This window comes from Rhizobium sp. P40RR-XXII (assembly GCF_012641405.1).
Taxonomy (GTDB): Bacteria; Pseudomonadota; Alphaproteobacteria; order Rhizobiales; family Rhizobiaceae; genus Rhizobium.
The window spans coordinates 1-15561 of record NZ_JABAII010000038.1 but is presented as its reverse complement, the minus strand read 5'-3'; the positions used below and the strand labels follow the sequence as shown (position 1 = coordinate 15561).

General features: G+C 59.8%; 17 protein-coding genes and 1 pseudogene. 14 read left to right on the top strand and 4 right to left on the bottom strand.

The window, feature by feature from the left end; genetic code table 11:
• From HGP16_RS33505 to HGP16_RS33450, 12 genes are all read left to right on the top strand, one after another.
• The coding region (locus tag HGP16_RS33505; RefSeq protein ID WP_168844238.1) for a hypothetical protein at window positions 1-236 on the top strand (236 nt) is incomplete at its 5' end.
• Between the two features lie 652 nt (window positions 237-888).
• Complete coding sequence (locus HGP16_RS33500) at window positions 889-1599, top strand: GntR family transcriptional regulator (RefSeq protein ID WP_168844237.1); 711 nt, start codon at window positions 889-891, stop codon at window positions 1597-1599.
• Window positions 1596-2507, top strand: coding sequence for a dihydrodipicolinate synthase family protein (locus HGP16_RS33495; protein ID WP_168844236.1), 912 nt, complete (start codon window positions 1596-1598; stop codon window positions 2505-2507). The genes HGP16_RS33500 and HGP16_RS33495 overlap by 4 nt, the downstream gene beginning before the upstream one ends.
• A complete protein-coding gene (locus HGP16_RS33490; protein WP_168844235.1) occupies window positions 2500-4017 on the top strand; it encodes an aldehyde dehydrogenase in 1518 nt (505 codons plus the stop codon). The genes HGP16_RS33495 and HGP16_RS33490 overlap by 8 nt, the downstream gene beginning before the upstream one ends.
• Entirely contained in the window at window positions 4014-5360 is a 1347-nt protein-coding gene (locus HGP16_RS33485; RefSeq protein WP_168844234.1) for an NAD(P)/FAD-dependent oxidoreductase, read from the top strand. The genes HGP16_RS33490 and HGP16_RS33485 overlap by 4 nt, the downstream gene beginning before the upstream one ends.
• A gap of 79 nt (window positions 5361-5439) precedes the next feature.
• Window positions 5440-6291, top strand: a complete 852-nt coding sequence (locus tag HGP16_RS33480; protein ID WP_168844233.1) for a glycine betaine ABC transporter substrate-binding protein — start codon at window positions 5440-5442, stop codon at window positions 6289-6291.
• Window positions 6292-6378: 87 nt separating this feature from the next.
• Window positions 6379-7470 (top strand): glycine betaine/L-proline ABC transporter ATP-binding protein, encoded by a 1092-nt coding sequence (locus tag HGP16_RS33475; protein ID WP_168844232.1) that lies wholly within the window; start codon window positions 6379-6381, stop codon window positions 7468-7470.
• Between the two features lie 14 nt (window positions 7471-7484).
• On the top strand, window positions 7485-8333 hold the full coding sequence (locus HGP16_RS33470; protein ID WP_168844231.1) for an ABC transporter permease: 849 nt from the start codon (window positions 7485-7487) through the stop codon (window positions 8331-8333).
• On the top strand, window positions 8330-9187 hold the full coding sequence (locus tag HGP16_RS33465; RefSeq protein ID WP_168844230.1) for a proline/glycine betaine ABC transporter permease: 858 nt from the start codon (window positions 8330-8332) through the stop codon (window positions 9185-9187). The genes HGP16_RS33470 and HGP16_RS33465 overlap by 4 nt, the downstream gene beginning before the upstream one ends.
• 15 nt (window positions 9188-9202) lie before the next feature.
• On the top strand, window positions 9203-10201 hold the full coding sequence (locus tag HGP16_RS33460) for a 4-hydroxyproline epimerase (RefSeq protein ID WP_168844229.1): 999 nt from the start codon (window positions 9203-9205) through the stop codon (window positions 10199-10201).
• A 26-nt stretch (window positions 10202-10227) separates the two neighbouring features.
• Window positions 10228-11214 carry a GlxA family transcriptional regulator gene (locus HGP16_RS33455; protein ID WP_168844228.1) on the top strand — a complete coding sequence of 329 codons (987 nt, stop codon included), beginning with the start codon at window positions 10228-10230 and terminating at the stop codon, window positions 11212-11214.
• Window positions 11215-11264: 50 nt separating this feature from the next.
• The gene (locus HGP16_RS33450; protein ID WP_168844227.1) at window positions 11265-11612 is read left to right on the top strand and encodes a DUF488 domain-containing protein; all 348 of its coding nucleotides are present in this window, start codon (window positions 11265-11267) and stop codon (window positions 11610-11612) included.
• A 65-nt stretch (window positions 11613-11677) separates the two neighbouring features.
• Here HGP16_RS33450 and HGP16_RS33445 read toward each other — a convergent pair whose 3' ends face one another.
• The 3 genes from HGP16_RS33445 to HGP16_RS33435 all read right to left on the bottom strand — a co-directional run bounded on the left by HGP16_RS33445 (window position 11678) and on the right by HGP16_RS33435 (window position 14161).
• The gene (locus HGP16_RS33445; protein ID WP_168844226.1) at window positions 11678-11965 is read right to left on the bottom strand and encodes a DUF6522 family protein; all 288 of its coding nucleotides are present in this window, start codon (window positions 11963-11965) and stop codon (window positions 11678-11680) included.
• Between the two features lie 116 nt (window positions 11966-12081).
• Window positions 12082-13203 carry an HPP family protein gene (locus tag HGP16_RS33440; protein ID WP_168844225.1) on the bottom strand — a complete coding sequence of 374 codons (1122 nt, stop codon included), beginning with the start codon at window positions 13201-13203 and terminating at the stop codon, window positions 12082-12084.
• A gap of 52 nt (window positions 13204-13255) precedes the next feature.
• Window positions 13256-14161 (bottom strand): LysR family transcriptional regulator, encoded by a 906-nt coding sequence (locus tag HGP16_RS33435; RefSeq protein ID WP_168844224.1) that lies wholly within the window; start codon window positions 14159-14161, stop codon window positions 13256-13258.
• 114 nt (window positions 14162-14275) lie between these two features.
• Here HGP16_RS33435 and HGP16_RS33430 point away from each other — a divergent pair, with 114 nt between their 5' ends.
• Both HGP16_RS33430 and HGP16_RS33425 read left to right on the top strand, forming a co-directional pair.
• The gene (locus HGP16_RS33430; RefSeq protein ID WP_168844223.1) at window positions 14276-14959 is read left to right on the top strand and encodes a 5-formyltetrahydrofolate cyclo-ligase; all 684 of its coding nucleotides are present in this window, start codon (window positions 14276-14278) and stop codon (window positions 14957-14959) included.
• A gap of 164 nt (window positions 14960-15123) precedes the next feature.
• Window positions 15124-15438: a hypothetical protein gene (locus tag HGP16_RS33425; protein WP_168844222.1), complete on the top strand. Its 315-nt coding sequence runs from the start codon at window positions 15124-15126 to the stop codon at window positions 15436-15438.
• Between the two features lie 13 nt (window positions 15439-15451).
• Here HGP16_RS33425 and HGP16_RS33420 read toward each other — a convergent pair.
• Window positions 15452-15561 (bottom strand): annotated as a pseudogene (locus tag HGP16_RS33420) (IS5/IS1182 family transposase); the annotation flags it as partial.

The following is a 15561-nucleotide window of genomic DNA, read 5'->3' as shown; positions in this document are numbered from 1 at the left end:
TGGCCGAGCGGTTCGGCGACCGCACGCTGCTCACCAACAAAGCCCGCGAGCCGGCCGGTCCGCTCTTCGAGAAGCTCGCCGACGGTCTCCAGTCAAAGCAGCGCGAAGAGCTAAAGCAAGCCTGGCCAGTGATGCGGACAGGCCAGCAGCTCGCCGCCCATGAACGAATGACGGAAACGTTGAAACAGGCGGAGACGCTTCGCCAGACGAAGAACCAGGGGCTCTCGCTCAAATGAAGAAACCCGTGTTGGCGTTTGGAATGCGATTCAGAGGACGAGTTCAATCATGCTCGCAGCCGTGGCACCGTCCATCGTTGGCGACGGCAGCGGTCCGCATCGTCGGCGGATTCGCATCAATCTGACACCAAGTGAATCCCTCGGCCCTTGGCGCATCATGGCACTCGATTACCAAGCGACGCGTAGCGATCTCGTTTTCGTTTGCGCTCCGCAAACGACAGTAATGCGAGAGGCATGAAAGCGTTCGCCGCGGCACCTGCTCGGGGGGTATCGCGCCGCCCATCAAGACTGTAATTCCGGCATCCTTGGCGTAAGCAGCGTGTCGCCGATTAACGGCGCAAGGTGGCACTTGAGCCGTCTCGTACCCTTGAGCTGCCCTTTACTACATTCTGCAAGTCAGAGCAATTTCAGAAGTGCACAGCTGTTGTTCGACCGGAATTTCGTCAGACGCGAAGGCAGAGCGGATCAGAAATTCCATGAGTGAAACTTGCGGCGATCCCTACCGCGCTCCGTATTGTATTTTATGCAAACATCCATTGTGTACTTAGAGTATACAATTTTATTGACTCCTTGAGCGGGCTATGCGAGCTTTTCTCATCGGCAGGGCTCGATGGGTTCAATCCCCTGCGGAATTTCAAGGAGGAAGGTCGCGATGAAGGGTGGGAAGAACAGTCTTTACGACGATCTAAAGCGTCAGATTCTGACGATGGAGCTCGATCCCGATCAGGATTTGGACGAAGCCACGCTCAGCGAACAATACGGGCTCTCGCGTACGCCCGTCCGGGAAATCTTCCGCCGTCTTGAAGGCGAAGGCTATATCGACATCCGGGCAAACCGCGGCGCGCGCGTCAGCCCGATGAACCATCAGACGCTCAGGCACTTCTTCCTGGTGGCGCCGATGATTTATGCCGCGATCGGGCGACTGGCGGTCCAAAACTTCAAGCCGAAACAGCTCGTGGATCTGAAGGAAACGCAGGACCGGTTTCGCTCGGCTAGCGGCTCGGGCGACGCTCTCGCGATGGTGCTGGAGAACAATCGCTTCCACGAAATCATCGGCGAAATGTCGTTCAACGCCTACCTGCAGCCGAGCCTGGGTCGCCTGCTGATCGACCACGCGCGGATCGGCCATACCTTCTTCCGACCGAAGAACGACGACATGCGCGAACGGCTTCAGCTTGCCGTGGAGCACCATGACGGCTTCATCGAGGCAATCGCGCAGCACGATGAGGACACCGTCGTGGACCTGGTGTTCGAGCATTGGGAATTGTCGCGCGAGAACATGGAAATGTTCATCGCTCCACAGGGAATGAAAGCGGACGCACTCGTCGAAGTGCCCGTCGCATCGATGGAGAAATCGTCTTGAATTTCGAAGGCATCTACACCCCGGCGATCACGCCGTATGGGCCGGACGGCCAGATGGACAAGGCCGCGTTTACCGCAGTCCTGGAGAGCCTCATCGAGGCCAAGGTCCACGGCATCATCATCGGTGGCTCGACAGGCGAGTATTACGCCCAGACCACCCAGGAGCGCTTCGAGCTTGCCGCCTATGCCAAGCAGGTCGTCGGCACTCGGCTGCCGCTCATCGTCGGAACCGGCGCAACCCGCACGGAAGACTCCGTCGAATACGCAAAGGCGGCAAACGAGATCGGCGCGGATGCGATCCTGGTGTCGTCGCCACCCTATGCCCTGCCGACGGAGAAGGAAAACGCAATTCATGCGCTGAGCGTCGACCGCGCCGCAAACCTGCCGATCATGCTCTACAACTACCCCGCCCGCATGGGCGTCATGATGGGCGAGGACTATTTTTCCCGCGTCGGCAAGTCCAGAAACGTCAGGGCGATCAAGGAAAGCTCCGGCGACATGGGCAACCTGCATCGGCTCGCACGGAAGTTTCCGCACATTTCGCTGTCTTGCGGCTGGGACGATCAGGCGCTCGAATTCTTCGCCTGGGGAGCAAAGAGCTGGGTCTGCGCCGGCTCCAACTTTCTGCCGCGTGAACATGTCGCTCTTTATGAAGCCTGCGTGCTCGAGAAGAATTTCGACAAGGGCCGGGCAATCATGACAGCCATGCTGCCGCTGATGGATTTCCTCGAATGCGGCAAGTTCGTCCAGTCGATCAAGCATGGCTGCGAAATCATCGGCCTCAGGGCCGGTTCGGTGCGCGCACCGCTGCGCGGATTGAGCTTTGAAGAAAAACGAACCCTCCAAACTGTTGTCGCCACCTTGAAGCGCACGGTCGCCCAGATCACCTCGGGAGCCAATCATGCATGAACCCTTGACCGCAGCAGAATACAAGGCGATCGCCGCCGGCCTTCAGTTCCCGACGAATGCCTTCATCGACGGCACCTTCCGTCCGGCCAATTCCGGCAAGACGTTCAAGACCACGAACCCGGCTACCGGCGAACTTCTGGCCGAGATCGCCGCCTGTGATGCCGGCGATGTCGACTACGCCGTGCTCAAGGCAAGGGAGGCCTTCGACGATGGCCGCTGGTGCCAGCTATCGCCCGGCGAGCGCAAGGCGACGCTCATCAAGTTCGCCAAACTGCTCGAAGAAAACCGTCATGAGCTGGCGGTGATGGAAAGCCTCGACAGCGGCAAGCCAGTTCGCGAGTGCCAGACCGTCGACGTGCCCGACACCATCCACACCCTTCGCTGGCATGCCGAGGCGATCGACAAGCTTTATGACAACACCAATCCGGTCGGCCCGAATGCGCTGGCGATGGTGGTGCGCGAGCCGATCGGCGTCGTCGGCTGCGTGCTGCCGTGGAACTTCCCGCTGCTGATGCTCGCCTGGAAAATCGGCCCGGCGCTTGCGTCCGGATGCTCCGTCATCGTCAAGCCAGCCCAGGAGACGACGCTGACCACGCTGCGCGTGGCGGAGCTTGCCCATGAAGCCGGCGTCCCCGCCGGCGTCTTCAATGTCGTCACCGGCGGCGGCAAGGACGTCGGAGAACCGATCGGCCTGCATATGGATGTCGACATGGTGGCCTTCACCGGCTCGACGCCGACCGGCCGTCGCTTCCTGCACTATTCCGCCGATTCTAACCTGAAGAAGGTCGTGCTCGAATGCGGTGGCAAGAACCCGGCCGTGGTGCTTGACGATGCCGAAGATCTGGACCTCGTCGCCGAGCAGGTGGTCAATGGCGCCTTCTGGAACATGGGTGAAAACTGCTCGGCCTCCTCGCGCCTGATCGTTCATGCCAAGGTCAAGGACGAGCTGCTAAAGCGCATCGGTGCCTATATGCGCGAGTGGAAGACCGGTGATCCGCTCGATCCGGAAAACCGCGTCGGTGCGCTGGTCAGCAAGAACCACTATGAGAAGGTCACGTCCTTCCTCGACGATGTCAAAAGCGAGAAGCTGACGATCGCCCATGGCGGCGAAACGCATGGCGGCATCTTCGTCGAGCCGACGGTTGTCGACGGTGTCACATCCTCCAGCCGGCTGTTTAGGGAAGAAATCTTCGGGCCGATCCTGTCGGTGACGACGTTCAACACGCTTGCCGAGGCCGTCGCTCTTGCCAACGATACCAATTATGGCCTGACGGCGTCGGTCTATACCGGCAGCCTGAAGAATGCGATCCGGCTGTCGCGCGATATCCGGGCCGGTCTCGTCACGGTCAACTGCTTCGGCGAAGGCGACGCGACCACACCCTTCGGCGGCTACAAGGAGTCGGGCTTCGGCGGACGCGACAAGTCGATCTTCGCACACGACAACTATTGCGAACTGAAGACCATCTGGATCGATATCTCCGATCGCTCGGTGGACGAGACGATCCGATGACCACGACGTCCGTCAAACGTCTGCCAGCAGAAAACGGCGTCTCGGGCTGGGAGGCGATCAGCAGACGTTCGTTCCCGGTCCGAAGCCTGGAAGGCAACGTGAGCGCGGACTGGCTGATCATTGGTGCGGGATTTGCCGGGCTCTCGGCCGCTCGTCGCCTGCTGCAGCTTCGCCCCGACGACAAGATCGTGGTGGTCGACGCGAGCGACGTGGGCAAAGGGACGTCGGGCCGCAATTCCGGCTTTATGATCGATGTTCCGCATAACCTGTCGACGAGCGAATATTCGAGCGGCGGCTTGGATGCCACCCGCCTGGAAATGGCCCAGAATCGGGCTGCGATCGCCTTTGCCAAAGGAGCCGCGGACGAATACGCCATGTCGTCTCAGACTTTCGACCCGGCGGGCAAGATCAATGCTGCGGCAACTGCGCGCGGAATGAAGCTGAACGTCAGCTTTGGCCAGTCCTTGAGGAGCGCGGACGAAAAGCATGCGTTTCTCGACGCCACGCAAATGCGCGAGATCACCGGCTCCGATTATTACCTTGGCGGTCTCTTCACGCCGGGCGCAGTCCTGATCCAGCCGGCCGACTATGTGCGCGAATTGGCGGCAGGACTGTCGCGCAAAATCGATATCTTCGAACGTTCGCCGGTGACCTCGTTGACGCGCGAATACGGGACATGGACGGCCGTTTCGAGCCGCGGCATGGTCACCGCCACCCGCGTTATTCTCGGCGTCAATGGCCACATCAGCGATTTCGGCCATTTCGGCGGCCGCCTGATGCATATCTTTGCCTACGCCTCGATGACGGCTCCGTTCCCGGCGGCGGACGTTGGCGGGGAAACCTCGGGCCGCGACAGATGGGCATTGCTTCCCGCCGATGCCATGGGCGCAACGGTGCGAAAGATCACTTCGGGCGGACAGTCACGCATCGTCATTCGCACGAAATATACCTACGAGACGACGATCACGGTGTCGGATCACCGCATGGCCAAGATGGCCAGGGAGCATAGAAACTCCCTCGATGCACGTTTCCCCGGGCTCAAGGACGTACCCTTTGAATACAGCTGGGCCGGGCGTCTTTGCCTGAGCCGCAATCATGTGCCGGCGTTCGGCGAGATCGAAGAAGGACTTTATTCGGCGTGCTGCGAAAACGGGCTCGGCACGGTCAAAAGCACGCTTGCCGGCATGATGGCGGCTGAACTGGCGACGGGAACAACGTCCCGGCATCTCGAACAATACATGGATCACGCGGCGCCATCTAGGCTGCCACCCGAGCCCTTTGCCTGGCTCGGCATCAATTCAGTGATCCGCTTGCAGGAATTGCGCGCAGGCCGCGAAGGATGATCCGTCGCCGCGCAATATGGAGACTGAGCCAAGCGCAGGTCTTCAACAAAAACGGGAACGAAAACTAGGAGTTAAAAAAATGAAGACTTTGTGGAAGGCGCTCTGCGCAGCCGCGATGGTCGGAATGACCGTATTTTCCGCGCATGCGGAAGAGAAGAGCATCACCGTCGGAACGATGTCCTGGGAGGACCTGACGCCGATCACCGGGATTACCAAAAAAGTGCTTGAGGATGCCGGCTACACGGTCAAGGTCGTGCCGTTCTCCGAATGGGGCATTGCCTATGCCGCGCTCAGCAAGGGCGATATCCAGATCCTCGCATCCCAGACCGACTATGTCGCGCAGGACTATTGGGACAAGAACAAGAAGCGCCTCGAGAAGATCTCGCCCGTCTCGCACGGTCTGTTCCAGGGCGTCGCCGTACCGAAATACGTGCCGATCGACTCCATGGACCAGTTGAACGCAAATGCCGACAAGTTTGGCGGCAAGATCGTCGGCATCGAACCGGGTTCGGGCCTAATGCGCGATACTGCCAATGCAGTCAAAGGCTACGACCTGAAACTGCAGCTCGTCGAAGGCAGCACCGCGGCCATGACTGCGGCTCTGAAGTCGGCCGTCGACCGCAAGGAATGGGTCGCCGTCACCATCTGGGAACCGTCCTGGATGATGCAGAAGTACGACGTGAAATTCCTGAAGGACCCCAAGGGCATCTTCCCGCCGCCGCAGAGCTATTACTGGATCGGCAAGAAAGGCTTCTCCGCCGATTATCCGCATGCTCGTGAAGTCCTCGCCAGCGTCTATGTGCCGCTTGCCGATATCACCGCGATCAACAGCGCCGTGAACGATGGCAAGACGATGGACGATGCCATCAAGGACTGGACCACGAGCCACGCCGATCTCCTGAAGCGGTGGGAGAATATCAAGGGCGAATGATGCCGACGGCGGGTCGCCATCAGGGCGGCCCGCATCCCTCAACGAAGACGAAAAGGCCGGCAATGGACCGGCCACGCGGGGAATACAATGAACACTGTCATGGATAGCGCCAGTGAAGTCCTGGTCGATTGCCAGAATGTTTGGAAGATATTCGGCGCGCGCGCGACCGCGGCCGTGAAGGCCGTCTCCGAGCACGGCCTCTCCAAGAAACAGGTGCTTCAGGAATTCAATTGTGTCGTCGGTGTCGCCGATGCCCACCTGCAGGTCCGTCGCGGCGAGATCTTCTGTATCATGGGGCTTTCGGGAAGCGGCAAGTCCACCCTGGTCCGTCTCCTCAATCGCCTTATCGAACCGAGCCTTGGCAGCATCACGATCAAAGGCAAGGAGATTGCCAGGCTTAACGCCGCTGAACTGCGCGACATGCGCGCGCGCAACATCGGCATGGTCTTCCAGAGCGTGGCGCTGCTTCCCAATCGCACGGTTCTCGAGAATGCAGCATTCGGCCTGGAAGTCCGCGGCGTGCGAAAGGACGAACGCAACGAGACGGCACGGGCGGCGCTCGACAAGGTCGGACTTTCCGATTGGACGGCGCGATATCCCGCCGAATTGTCGGGCGGCATGCAGCAGCGCGTCGGTCTCGCCCGCGCTTTGGCCGCCGATCCCGAGATCATTTTGATGGACGAGCCGTTCAGCGCGCTCGATCCCCTCATTCGCCGCCAGTTGCAGGATGAATTCCGGCAGTTGACGAAATCGCTCGGCAAATCCGCTGTCTTCATCACGCATGACCTCGAAGAAGCCATCCGCATCGGTGACCGGATCGCCATCATGAAGGATGGCGTCATCGTCCAGGTCGGAACCGCAGAAGAGATCGTGACCAAGCCCGCCGACGATTATGTCGCCGACTTCGTGGCGGGCATATCCAGGATTCATCTCGTCAAGGCCCATTCGGTCATGCAGTCGATCGCGGAATATAAGAGCCTGCAGCCACAGCACGACGTGAACGCGCTGCTCAAAACCACGCCGGAAGCCGATATCGGCGAGCTCATCGATCTCACGATGAAATCGGAGCGTGATGCCTTGGCCGTGGTCGATAATGGTTCCATCGTCGGCGTAGTCACGACCCGGGGGCTGCTTCGCGGCGTCGCCGGATCCCCAGCGCAACCAGATATCACAGCCTGAGAGGATGCACGCAAATGGACATCTCGGTCATTGCGGATACATTCGATGCCTGGACCGACGACGCGCTAGGCTGGATCAGCGATAATGGCGACTGGCTGTTCGACCCAATAAGGACGATGCTGGAGGGAACCTACAATGGTGTTCTCTGGCTCCTTCAACTCCCGCCCTTCTATGTCATTGCGATCATCGTGGCGCTGCTCGGCTGGCGGCTGATCAATGTCGCATCCGGTGTTCTTGCCGGCTTGGCTCTCTTTTTCTGCGCGGTCATGGGTCTTTGGAACGAAACCATGAGCACCCTCGCCCTTGTGACCACCGCCACGCTCTTCGCCCTGCTGATCGGAATTCCCATGGGTATCGTCGCCGGATTTTTGCAGTGGTTCGACAGGTTCCTCGAGCCGATCCTTGATCTCATCCAGACGCTGCCGCCCTATATCTACCTTCTTCCCGCCATTGCGCTTCTCGGCTTTGGTCCTGCCACCGCACTGGTTGCGACATTCATCGTCGCGATGCCCCCCGCCATCCGCTTGACGTCGCTGGGCATCCGCATGACGCCGGCCGCCTTCATCGAACTGGGTCAGGCGAGCGGTCTGACACCATGGCAGATGTTTACGAAAATCCGGCTGCCATTCGCCATTCCAAGCGTCATGGCGGGCATTAACCAGAGCCTGATGATGGCCTTCGGCATGGTGGTGATCGCCGGCATCGTCGGCTCCGGCGGCCTCGGCCAGACCATCTACGGCGCGGTGCGCACGCTCGACATGGCGACATCGATCAACGCCGCGATCGCGATCGTCATCCTGACCATGGTGCTCGACAGATTGACGCAGAGCGCGGCCCACCGCGCCAAGGTAGGTGCAAGATGAACCTCGACCTCTTTCGGTTCTCGCCGGGCGTCTATTTTGCCCCTGCGGTCGACTGGCTGAACACCAACTTCCATCCGGTCTTCGAAGCCGTCACCAGGCTGATCGAGGCCGTGCTCGGCAGCTTGGAATCTGCCCTGCTTTACCCGCCTGCCTATGTGCTCATCGTCGCAGCCGTTCTTCTCGCCGCCTTCGTCATCAACATCAGGGCTGCCGTGGTGACGGCCATCGCTCTCACCTTCTGCCTTCTGGCGGGCCTTTGGTCTGCCTCCATGCAGACCCTCGCCCTGGTCATAGTGGCGGTCGCCATTTCGGTCCTGGTTGCCTTTCCCCTTGGCATCCTTGCTTCGCGGCGCAAGGGCTTCGAGATCGCCATAAGGCCGCTGCTCGATATCATGCAAACGGTGCCGCCATGGGTTTATCTGATCCCGGCGGTCATGATCTTCAGCCTCGGCCGTGTGCCGGCAATCATCGCCACCATCATCTACGGCGTGCCGCCGATGCTGCGTCTGACGACGCTGGCATTCAATCAGGTGCCGCGGGATCTTCTCGAACTCGGCCAAGCCACAGGCGCGCCGCCGCGTTCGATCCTTTTCAAGATCGAGATCCCGTCGGCAATGCCGACCCTGCTTGTCGGCCTCAACCAGTGCATTCTTCTTTCGCTGGCCATGGTCGTGCTTGCCGGGCTTGTCGGGGCCGGCGGCTTGGGTGCCGAAGTCACCCGTGGTCTGACCCGAATGGAAATGGGCCTTGGCCTGCGCGCCGGGCTCGCCATCGTTGCCATCGCCATCCTGCTCGACAGGCTTTCGAAGGCTGCGCTGCAGAGCCACGCGCGCTCACCGGCCAAGAGCACCTAAGCGGAAAGTCTTCGAATGCGTCACAGCTTCTTTTGCATCGACTCCCACACGTGCGGCAATCCGGTCCGTCTCGTCGCCGGCGGCGGCCCTTTGCTTCCACATCGTCCGATTGTCGAGCGGCGCGAGATTTTCATCCGCGAACATGACTGGATCCGGCAAGCCTTGATGTTCGAGCCGCGCGGGCACGACATCATGTCCGGCGCCATCATCTATCCAGCCTATCGCGACGACTGCGACTTTGCCGTCATCTTCATCGAAGTCAGCGGATGTCTGCCCATGTGCGGAGCGGGTACCATCGGCCTGGTGACGGCGGCGATCGAGGAAGGCCTCGTCAGGCCGCATGTTCCCGGCAGGCTTGCAATCGAGACGCCGGCCGGCAGGGTGGATGTCGAGTATGACAAGCCGGGCGAATACGTCGAAGCCGTGCGCATGTTCAATGTCGCGAGCTATCTGCATGCGGCGGATGTCGACGTGGAGGTGCCGGGTCTCGGCGCCCTGACGATCGACGTCTCTTATGGCGGCAATTATTACGCCGTCGTCGAACCGCAGCAGAATTGGTCCGGCCTGGAGGGCATGTCGGCCGATGCGATTGTCGAGGCAAGCAGGAAACTGCGGGATGCGCTCGGACCTGTCTGCAATCCCGTTCATCCGGAGAACGAACGCATCCATGGGGTCCACCATGTCCTGTGGTGCGACGCCTCGACGAGCGCGAATGCCGATGGCCGAGGTGCGGTGTTCTACGGCGACAAGGCGATAGACCGTTCCCCCGGCGGCACCGGAACGTCGGCGCGCCTGGCGCAGCTCTACGGCAAAGGGCGCCTTGGGATTGGCGGGGTCTTTCGCCAGGAGAGCCTGATCGGCACCATATTCGAGGGACGCATCGAGGCCGAGGCCGACATCGGGCAGTTCAGGGGCATCAAGCCGAGTGTTAGGGGATGGGCGCGCATCATCGGTCACAACACGATCTTCGTCGACGATCGTGATCCCCTGGCGTATGGTTTTCAGATCAAGTAAAGGGGCTTGGTCAGGCGAGGCGATCGATGAAATCCGGCAAGCATGAAGTGAAGCATGTCCCATTGAAGGTCGGATTTGTTCTCGCGCGATCGTTTACCCTATCGGCCTTCGCGCTGTTTATCGACACGCTGAGACTGGCAAGCGACGAGGCCGACAAGTCCGGCCGGGTGCTGGCCGACTGGCAGGTCTTGGGCAGTACCCGGCATCTCATCACCTCCAGCTGTGGTGTTCAGGTCGCGCCGACATCGGACTTTATCGAGCCCCGCGAATTTGACTATATCGTCGTCGTCGGTGGACTTTTGAACACCGACATCACGATCGACAACCAGACCGCCGACTACCTGAAGAAGGCGGCGGCTCAAAAAATCCCGTTGATCGGCGTTTGCACCGGCACTTTCATTCTGGCGCGCGTAGGCCTAATGAAAACGCACCAGACCTGCGTCAGCTGGCTGCACTATCAGGCCTATCGGGAGCAGTTTCCCGATAATCCGGTTCGTTCCGACCGCCTGTTCAATCTCGATCGCAGCCGCGGATCGTGCGCCGGCGGAAGCAGCGCGGCCGATATGGCCGCCTTTCTCGTCAGACGGCATATCAGCAGGGACGCAGAGCGAAACGCTCTGGAAGTGCTGCAAATCGAGCGGGCGCGATCCGGGCTGGATATCCAGCCGCGCAAGCCGCTTGCTATAGAATGCCGGGACCCGCGTCTGAAGGCCGTGCTCATCACCATGGAAAGCCATATCGAAGACGTCGTGCCGACAGAGGATCTTGCCGCGTCCGTCGGCCTGTCTCGGCGACAACTCGAACGCCTGTTCATGGAGGAAATGAAGACGTCTCCAGGGGCCGTCTACACGCGCATTCGCATGGAACGCGCCAAGCAGCTGGTTCTCCAGACACAGGCGCCGCTCATCGAAATTGCACTTGAAGTGGGCTTTGACAGCGCATCGCACTTTGCCAGGCTCTTCCGAAGGCTATTTGGACAATCACCGACGGAGCTACGCCGCGCGCAGGCGTAAAATGCTTATGACGGTCCGGTGACGGCATCTGCTGAAGATGGAGAATCAATATGTCCGTGCGCATCAAGCGAATTTATGAGCCTGCAGACAAGCAGGACGGCAAACGTATCCTCGTCGACCGATTATGGCCTCGCGGTCTCAGCAAGGACGACGCCCATATCGACGTCTGGCTAAAGGATGTCGCGCCAAGCACCGACCTGCGGCGCTGGTTCGGTCACGATCCGAAGAAATGGGACGAGTTTCGTCGTCGCTACGGGGATGAGCTCAAAACGAATGCCAAGGTGGTGGACGAGCTTCGAGAGCAGATCGGGCAATCGACTGCGACGCTTCTTTACGGCGCGAAGGACAGCGAGCACAATCATGCCATCGTGCTCAGGGATTTCATCACCAGGCAATAAGCCACAGGCAGCGTTCGTCCGTGGCAACTTGATCCCGTGAAACGTCTAGAAGCTCTCAACAACCGCTAGGATCGTATCAAAGGTGCAGACGGCCGCGCACTGACGCGAAGAATTGTCATCTCCTCGCGCTGAACCTTGCTTTCATCATCCAGAACAGCGCGCCATACTCGATTGCCCAATCGCAAGGACAGGCGCCTCGTGCCTTCATGATCCGCCGTGCCCACCTCCACACAAGAGGTGACCGAGCCGCGCTGCATGTAGCGGCGGAACTCACTGAGCGATAGCCCGAAGCGTTCGGCAATCTCAAAGGAATCGACGACAAAGTCGCCATTTTGCGCACGCTCGACGAACATATCCCTGCCCTTTCTTCCTTCGGATCCGCAATTATCCTTCAGAATAGAGAATGATTTATCATTGTCATTCTTAAAATGAAAATTATGGCCCTCTCGCCCGAAACCATCTTGCCCAGTCAGGCGACCACCGATGCCGGCGCATCCTTGGTCGGCAGAAGCCGCGCCATGGCACTCAAAAGATCCGTCTGCGATATCAGGCCAAGGACGCGCCAGTTGGCATCGACGACGATGACGGCATGCGTGCGTCCGTCCGTCAGAACGGGCAGAAGCGACAAGGCGGGATCGGCGGCATCGGCCACAGCCGGTTTCGATACGGAGCCTATGATGGTATTTGAACTTTCCGAAAGTTCGCGCAGGCCGACCGTGCCGATCAGACGGCCTTCCCGGTCCTTCACCGGCAAGGTGCGGATATTGTGCTTCAGGAGAAGATGCCGTGCATGATCCGGCTTGGCATCCTCGCCAATGGCGATGACATCGCGCGACATAATATCGGCGCAACTTATGTCCCCATGCGATCGCACCGCCGCCTGCAATTCGACCTGCCGCAGGAGACGGCTGAGGTCGGCCCGATCAATATCGAAGGTCTCGTCGAGCACGCCCAAGGCGGCGTCGACATCCTCCTCGCGAAAGCCGACCCGCAAGGGCGGCGGCTGATCGCGTGTCTGATGGACATTCTCGGCCGGCTTTGCGACGACATGCGGATAGTTGCGCCTGGAGAGTTTGTGAAACACCAGCCCGAGGCCAACAAGGATGCACGAGTTCAAGCAGACCGGCACGAAAGGAAACAGGAAGCCCCAGCCTGCGACCACCGGTCCGCCGAGAACGGCGGTCAAGGCAGCCGCACCGCCCGGCGGATGCAGGCATCGCGTAAACGACATCGCCCCGATCGCAAGCGAGACGCCGACGCCGATCGCAATGATCGGATCGCGGATGAAATAGGCGGCAATGATACCCATCATCGCCGAAATGGTGTTGCCGCCAATGATCGACCACGGCTGGGCAAGCGGGCTTGCCGGAACCGCGAAAAGCAGCACCGCCGATGCGCCCATCGGGGCGACGATGAGCGGAAGATGCGGCCCTTGCCCGAAAAAGTAGCCGCTGATGCCCCCTGTCAGGCCAATGCCGATCAAGGCGCCAAGACAGGCGATCAGTCGCTCGCGTAAGGTCGCTCCGGCGAGGATCGGCGAAAACAGACGGAACCGGCTGGAGCCCGCCTTGTGGGATTGTGGATGCTGCATGAGGAAACCAGTTTTTCGGAAGCGCGTTTCGTCGATGGGCGACGGGAAGTGGTTAGTTCGGCATCAGCCGCGGACCCTTGCCCCTGGTGGCGCCGAGGACTTCATGAAACGCATTGAAGGCGCTCGGGCGATCACTTTTGCGGGAGATCAGGATCGTGTCGACCGCGGCAAGTTGGTGTGTCGCCGACGTCATCGGCCAGTGCATGAGATCAAGGACCGATTTCGGCATGACACCGGCAGCATTGCCGGTCGCCACGCTTGCCAAGATGGCATGATAGGAGCCGAGTTCTGTCGTTGGCAAAAGGCTCGACTTACGCGCCCAGCTCTCCGCAATCCGCCGATAGGTGCATCCCGGCTCCAAGGCTGCTATCGATCCGACCCGCAGGTCGGCCGCCGATCGGATCGAGGGATGACCGGATGGCAACAGCAGCAATAGATCCTCGACAAAGACCGGTTCGGCCTCGAGTTGTCTGAGTTCAGCCTCAAAACCCGCATCGTCATCCAGCATCGCTTTTGGCGGCCTGGCGATCAGCGCGCAGTCGAGAACGTCGCTCAGAACATCTCGAGCAAGGTCACGCGAGGCGCCAAGGGTCAGTTGGAGCGATACATCCGGCCACATGTGATTGAATTGGCTGAGTGCCGCGGGCAACCGGCTTGCCGCCGTGCTTTCCATTGTTCCAACCCGCAACGTACCCGATGGAGGCACAGGCCTGACCGCCTGGCGTGCTTCAAGCGCAAGTGCCGAAAGTCGATTGGCATAGATCTGGAACGTCTCGCCCTCCTTCGTCAGCGTCATCTTCTTGCCGTCGCGGCTGAACAGCAGGACGCCCAGGTCTTCCTCCAGCTGCTGGATGCGTGTCGTCACGTTCGATGGCACGCGGCCGACAGCTTTCGCAGCCTTGGTCACGCTGCGATCACCGGCGACGGCCAAGAATATCTCGATCGATGAAAGGTCCAATGAAAAGATCTCGATTCAGGAATTAAGCTGCCCTATCATTCCCTATATAAAAATCATTCTCGCAGCTCAAGCATGTTTCGATATCGAGCGGTAGGACGGAGTGTTAAAGAGCGGATGGCAAAATCAGATCGACATCAATCGGACGAAGAACCCCGCGAATACGCATCCCCCGCCTGCATGCTGCACGAAGTCGACCCGGCCTATAGCGGCATCCCATCAAGCGAGAACCAGGCCTTGGACATCTTCGCGTGGCGAAAGATGCAGCGGCAAAGGCTGATCGACGAGCGAAAGGCCCTGCCATTCGCAGAACGCGAGGAATATACGCGCTCGATTGCGAGCCATCTCAATCAGGTCGTCGCCGATATCGCCGATAAACATATCAGCCTGTTTTGGCCGTTCCTCGGAGAGCCGGATCTCAGAGGATGGATGGCGGCTGCAACGGCTCGTGGCGCGGTGTGTCTGTTGCCCGTCGTCGTCGCCAAGGCGAAACCCTTGATATTCCGCTCATGGAAAATGGGGGAGAGGCTTGAACGCGGAGTATGGAACATTCCGGTTCCGGCCGAAGGCAAGAAAGCCGTTCCGGATATTGTCATAGCACCGCTGGTCGGCTTCGATCCACATTGCTTCCGTCTTGGCTATGGAGGCGGATTTTTCGACAGAACCCTCGCCGCCCTCGATCGCAAGCCGCTGATCATCGGCGTCGGCTTCGAATTGCAACGGATCGAGACCATCCATCCGCTTCGTCACGACATTGCGATGGATGTGATCATCACGCAAAACGGATCATACTATCGATGATCTCTCTGCCGTCGATCCTACAAGTGTGCTGAACAGAACAGCAGATCGCCGCCCAAACGGGCAATCGTTCATGCCGGCATGACGTTTAGCCGGCCGGATCGCCGTCTGCATTCATTGGCACATGAATTGCGTCTCCATGATCGACCCACTGGAAGACGATCATCATGCTGCCTATTCTTCTACCGCTGCTTTTGAGCATTTCCCTCGGCTTGAGCTGGAACAGGTTCCTGCTCACATTTTCGAGCCGCGGCGACGGTCTGCAAAAGCAGATGCCGGTCACGATGGTCGCAGCCGCCGTCAGCCTGTCCGCCCTTGCACTGTCTGTCGCCGACAAGGGGCTCCTGCTGGGAGGCGCGATCATCCTGCTCGGCCTGGCACTTGCTGCCATCAGCAAGTGCCTCTCCCACCCAGTCGCCATTGTGGCGCTTTCCGCCATCAGCCTTGCAGCCTATCTGCAGTTTACGATACACGCGCTCTAGGAAGTGTGGACAGTTATCTGATCCATAGGACGATTGCTGCGATAGTGACGACTGCGAGGTAGTTTTCGGCGGTTTTTTCGAAGCGCGTAGCGACCCTGCGGAACTGCTTGAGTCTGGAGAAGC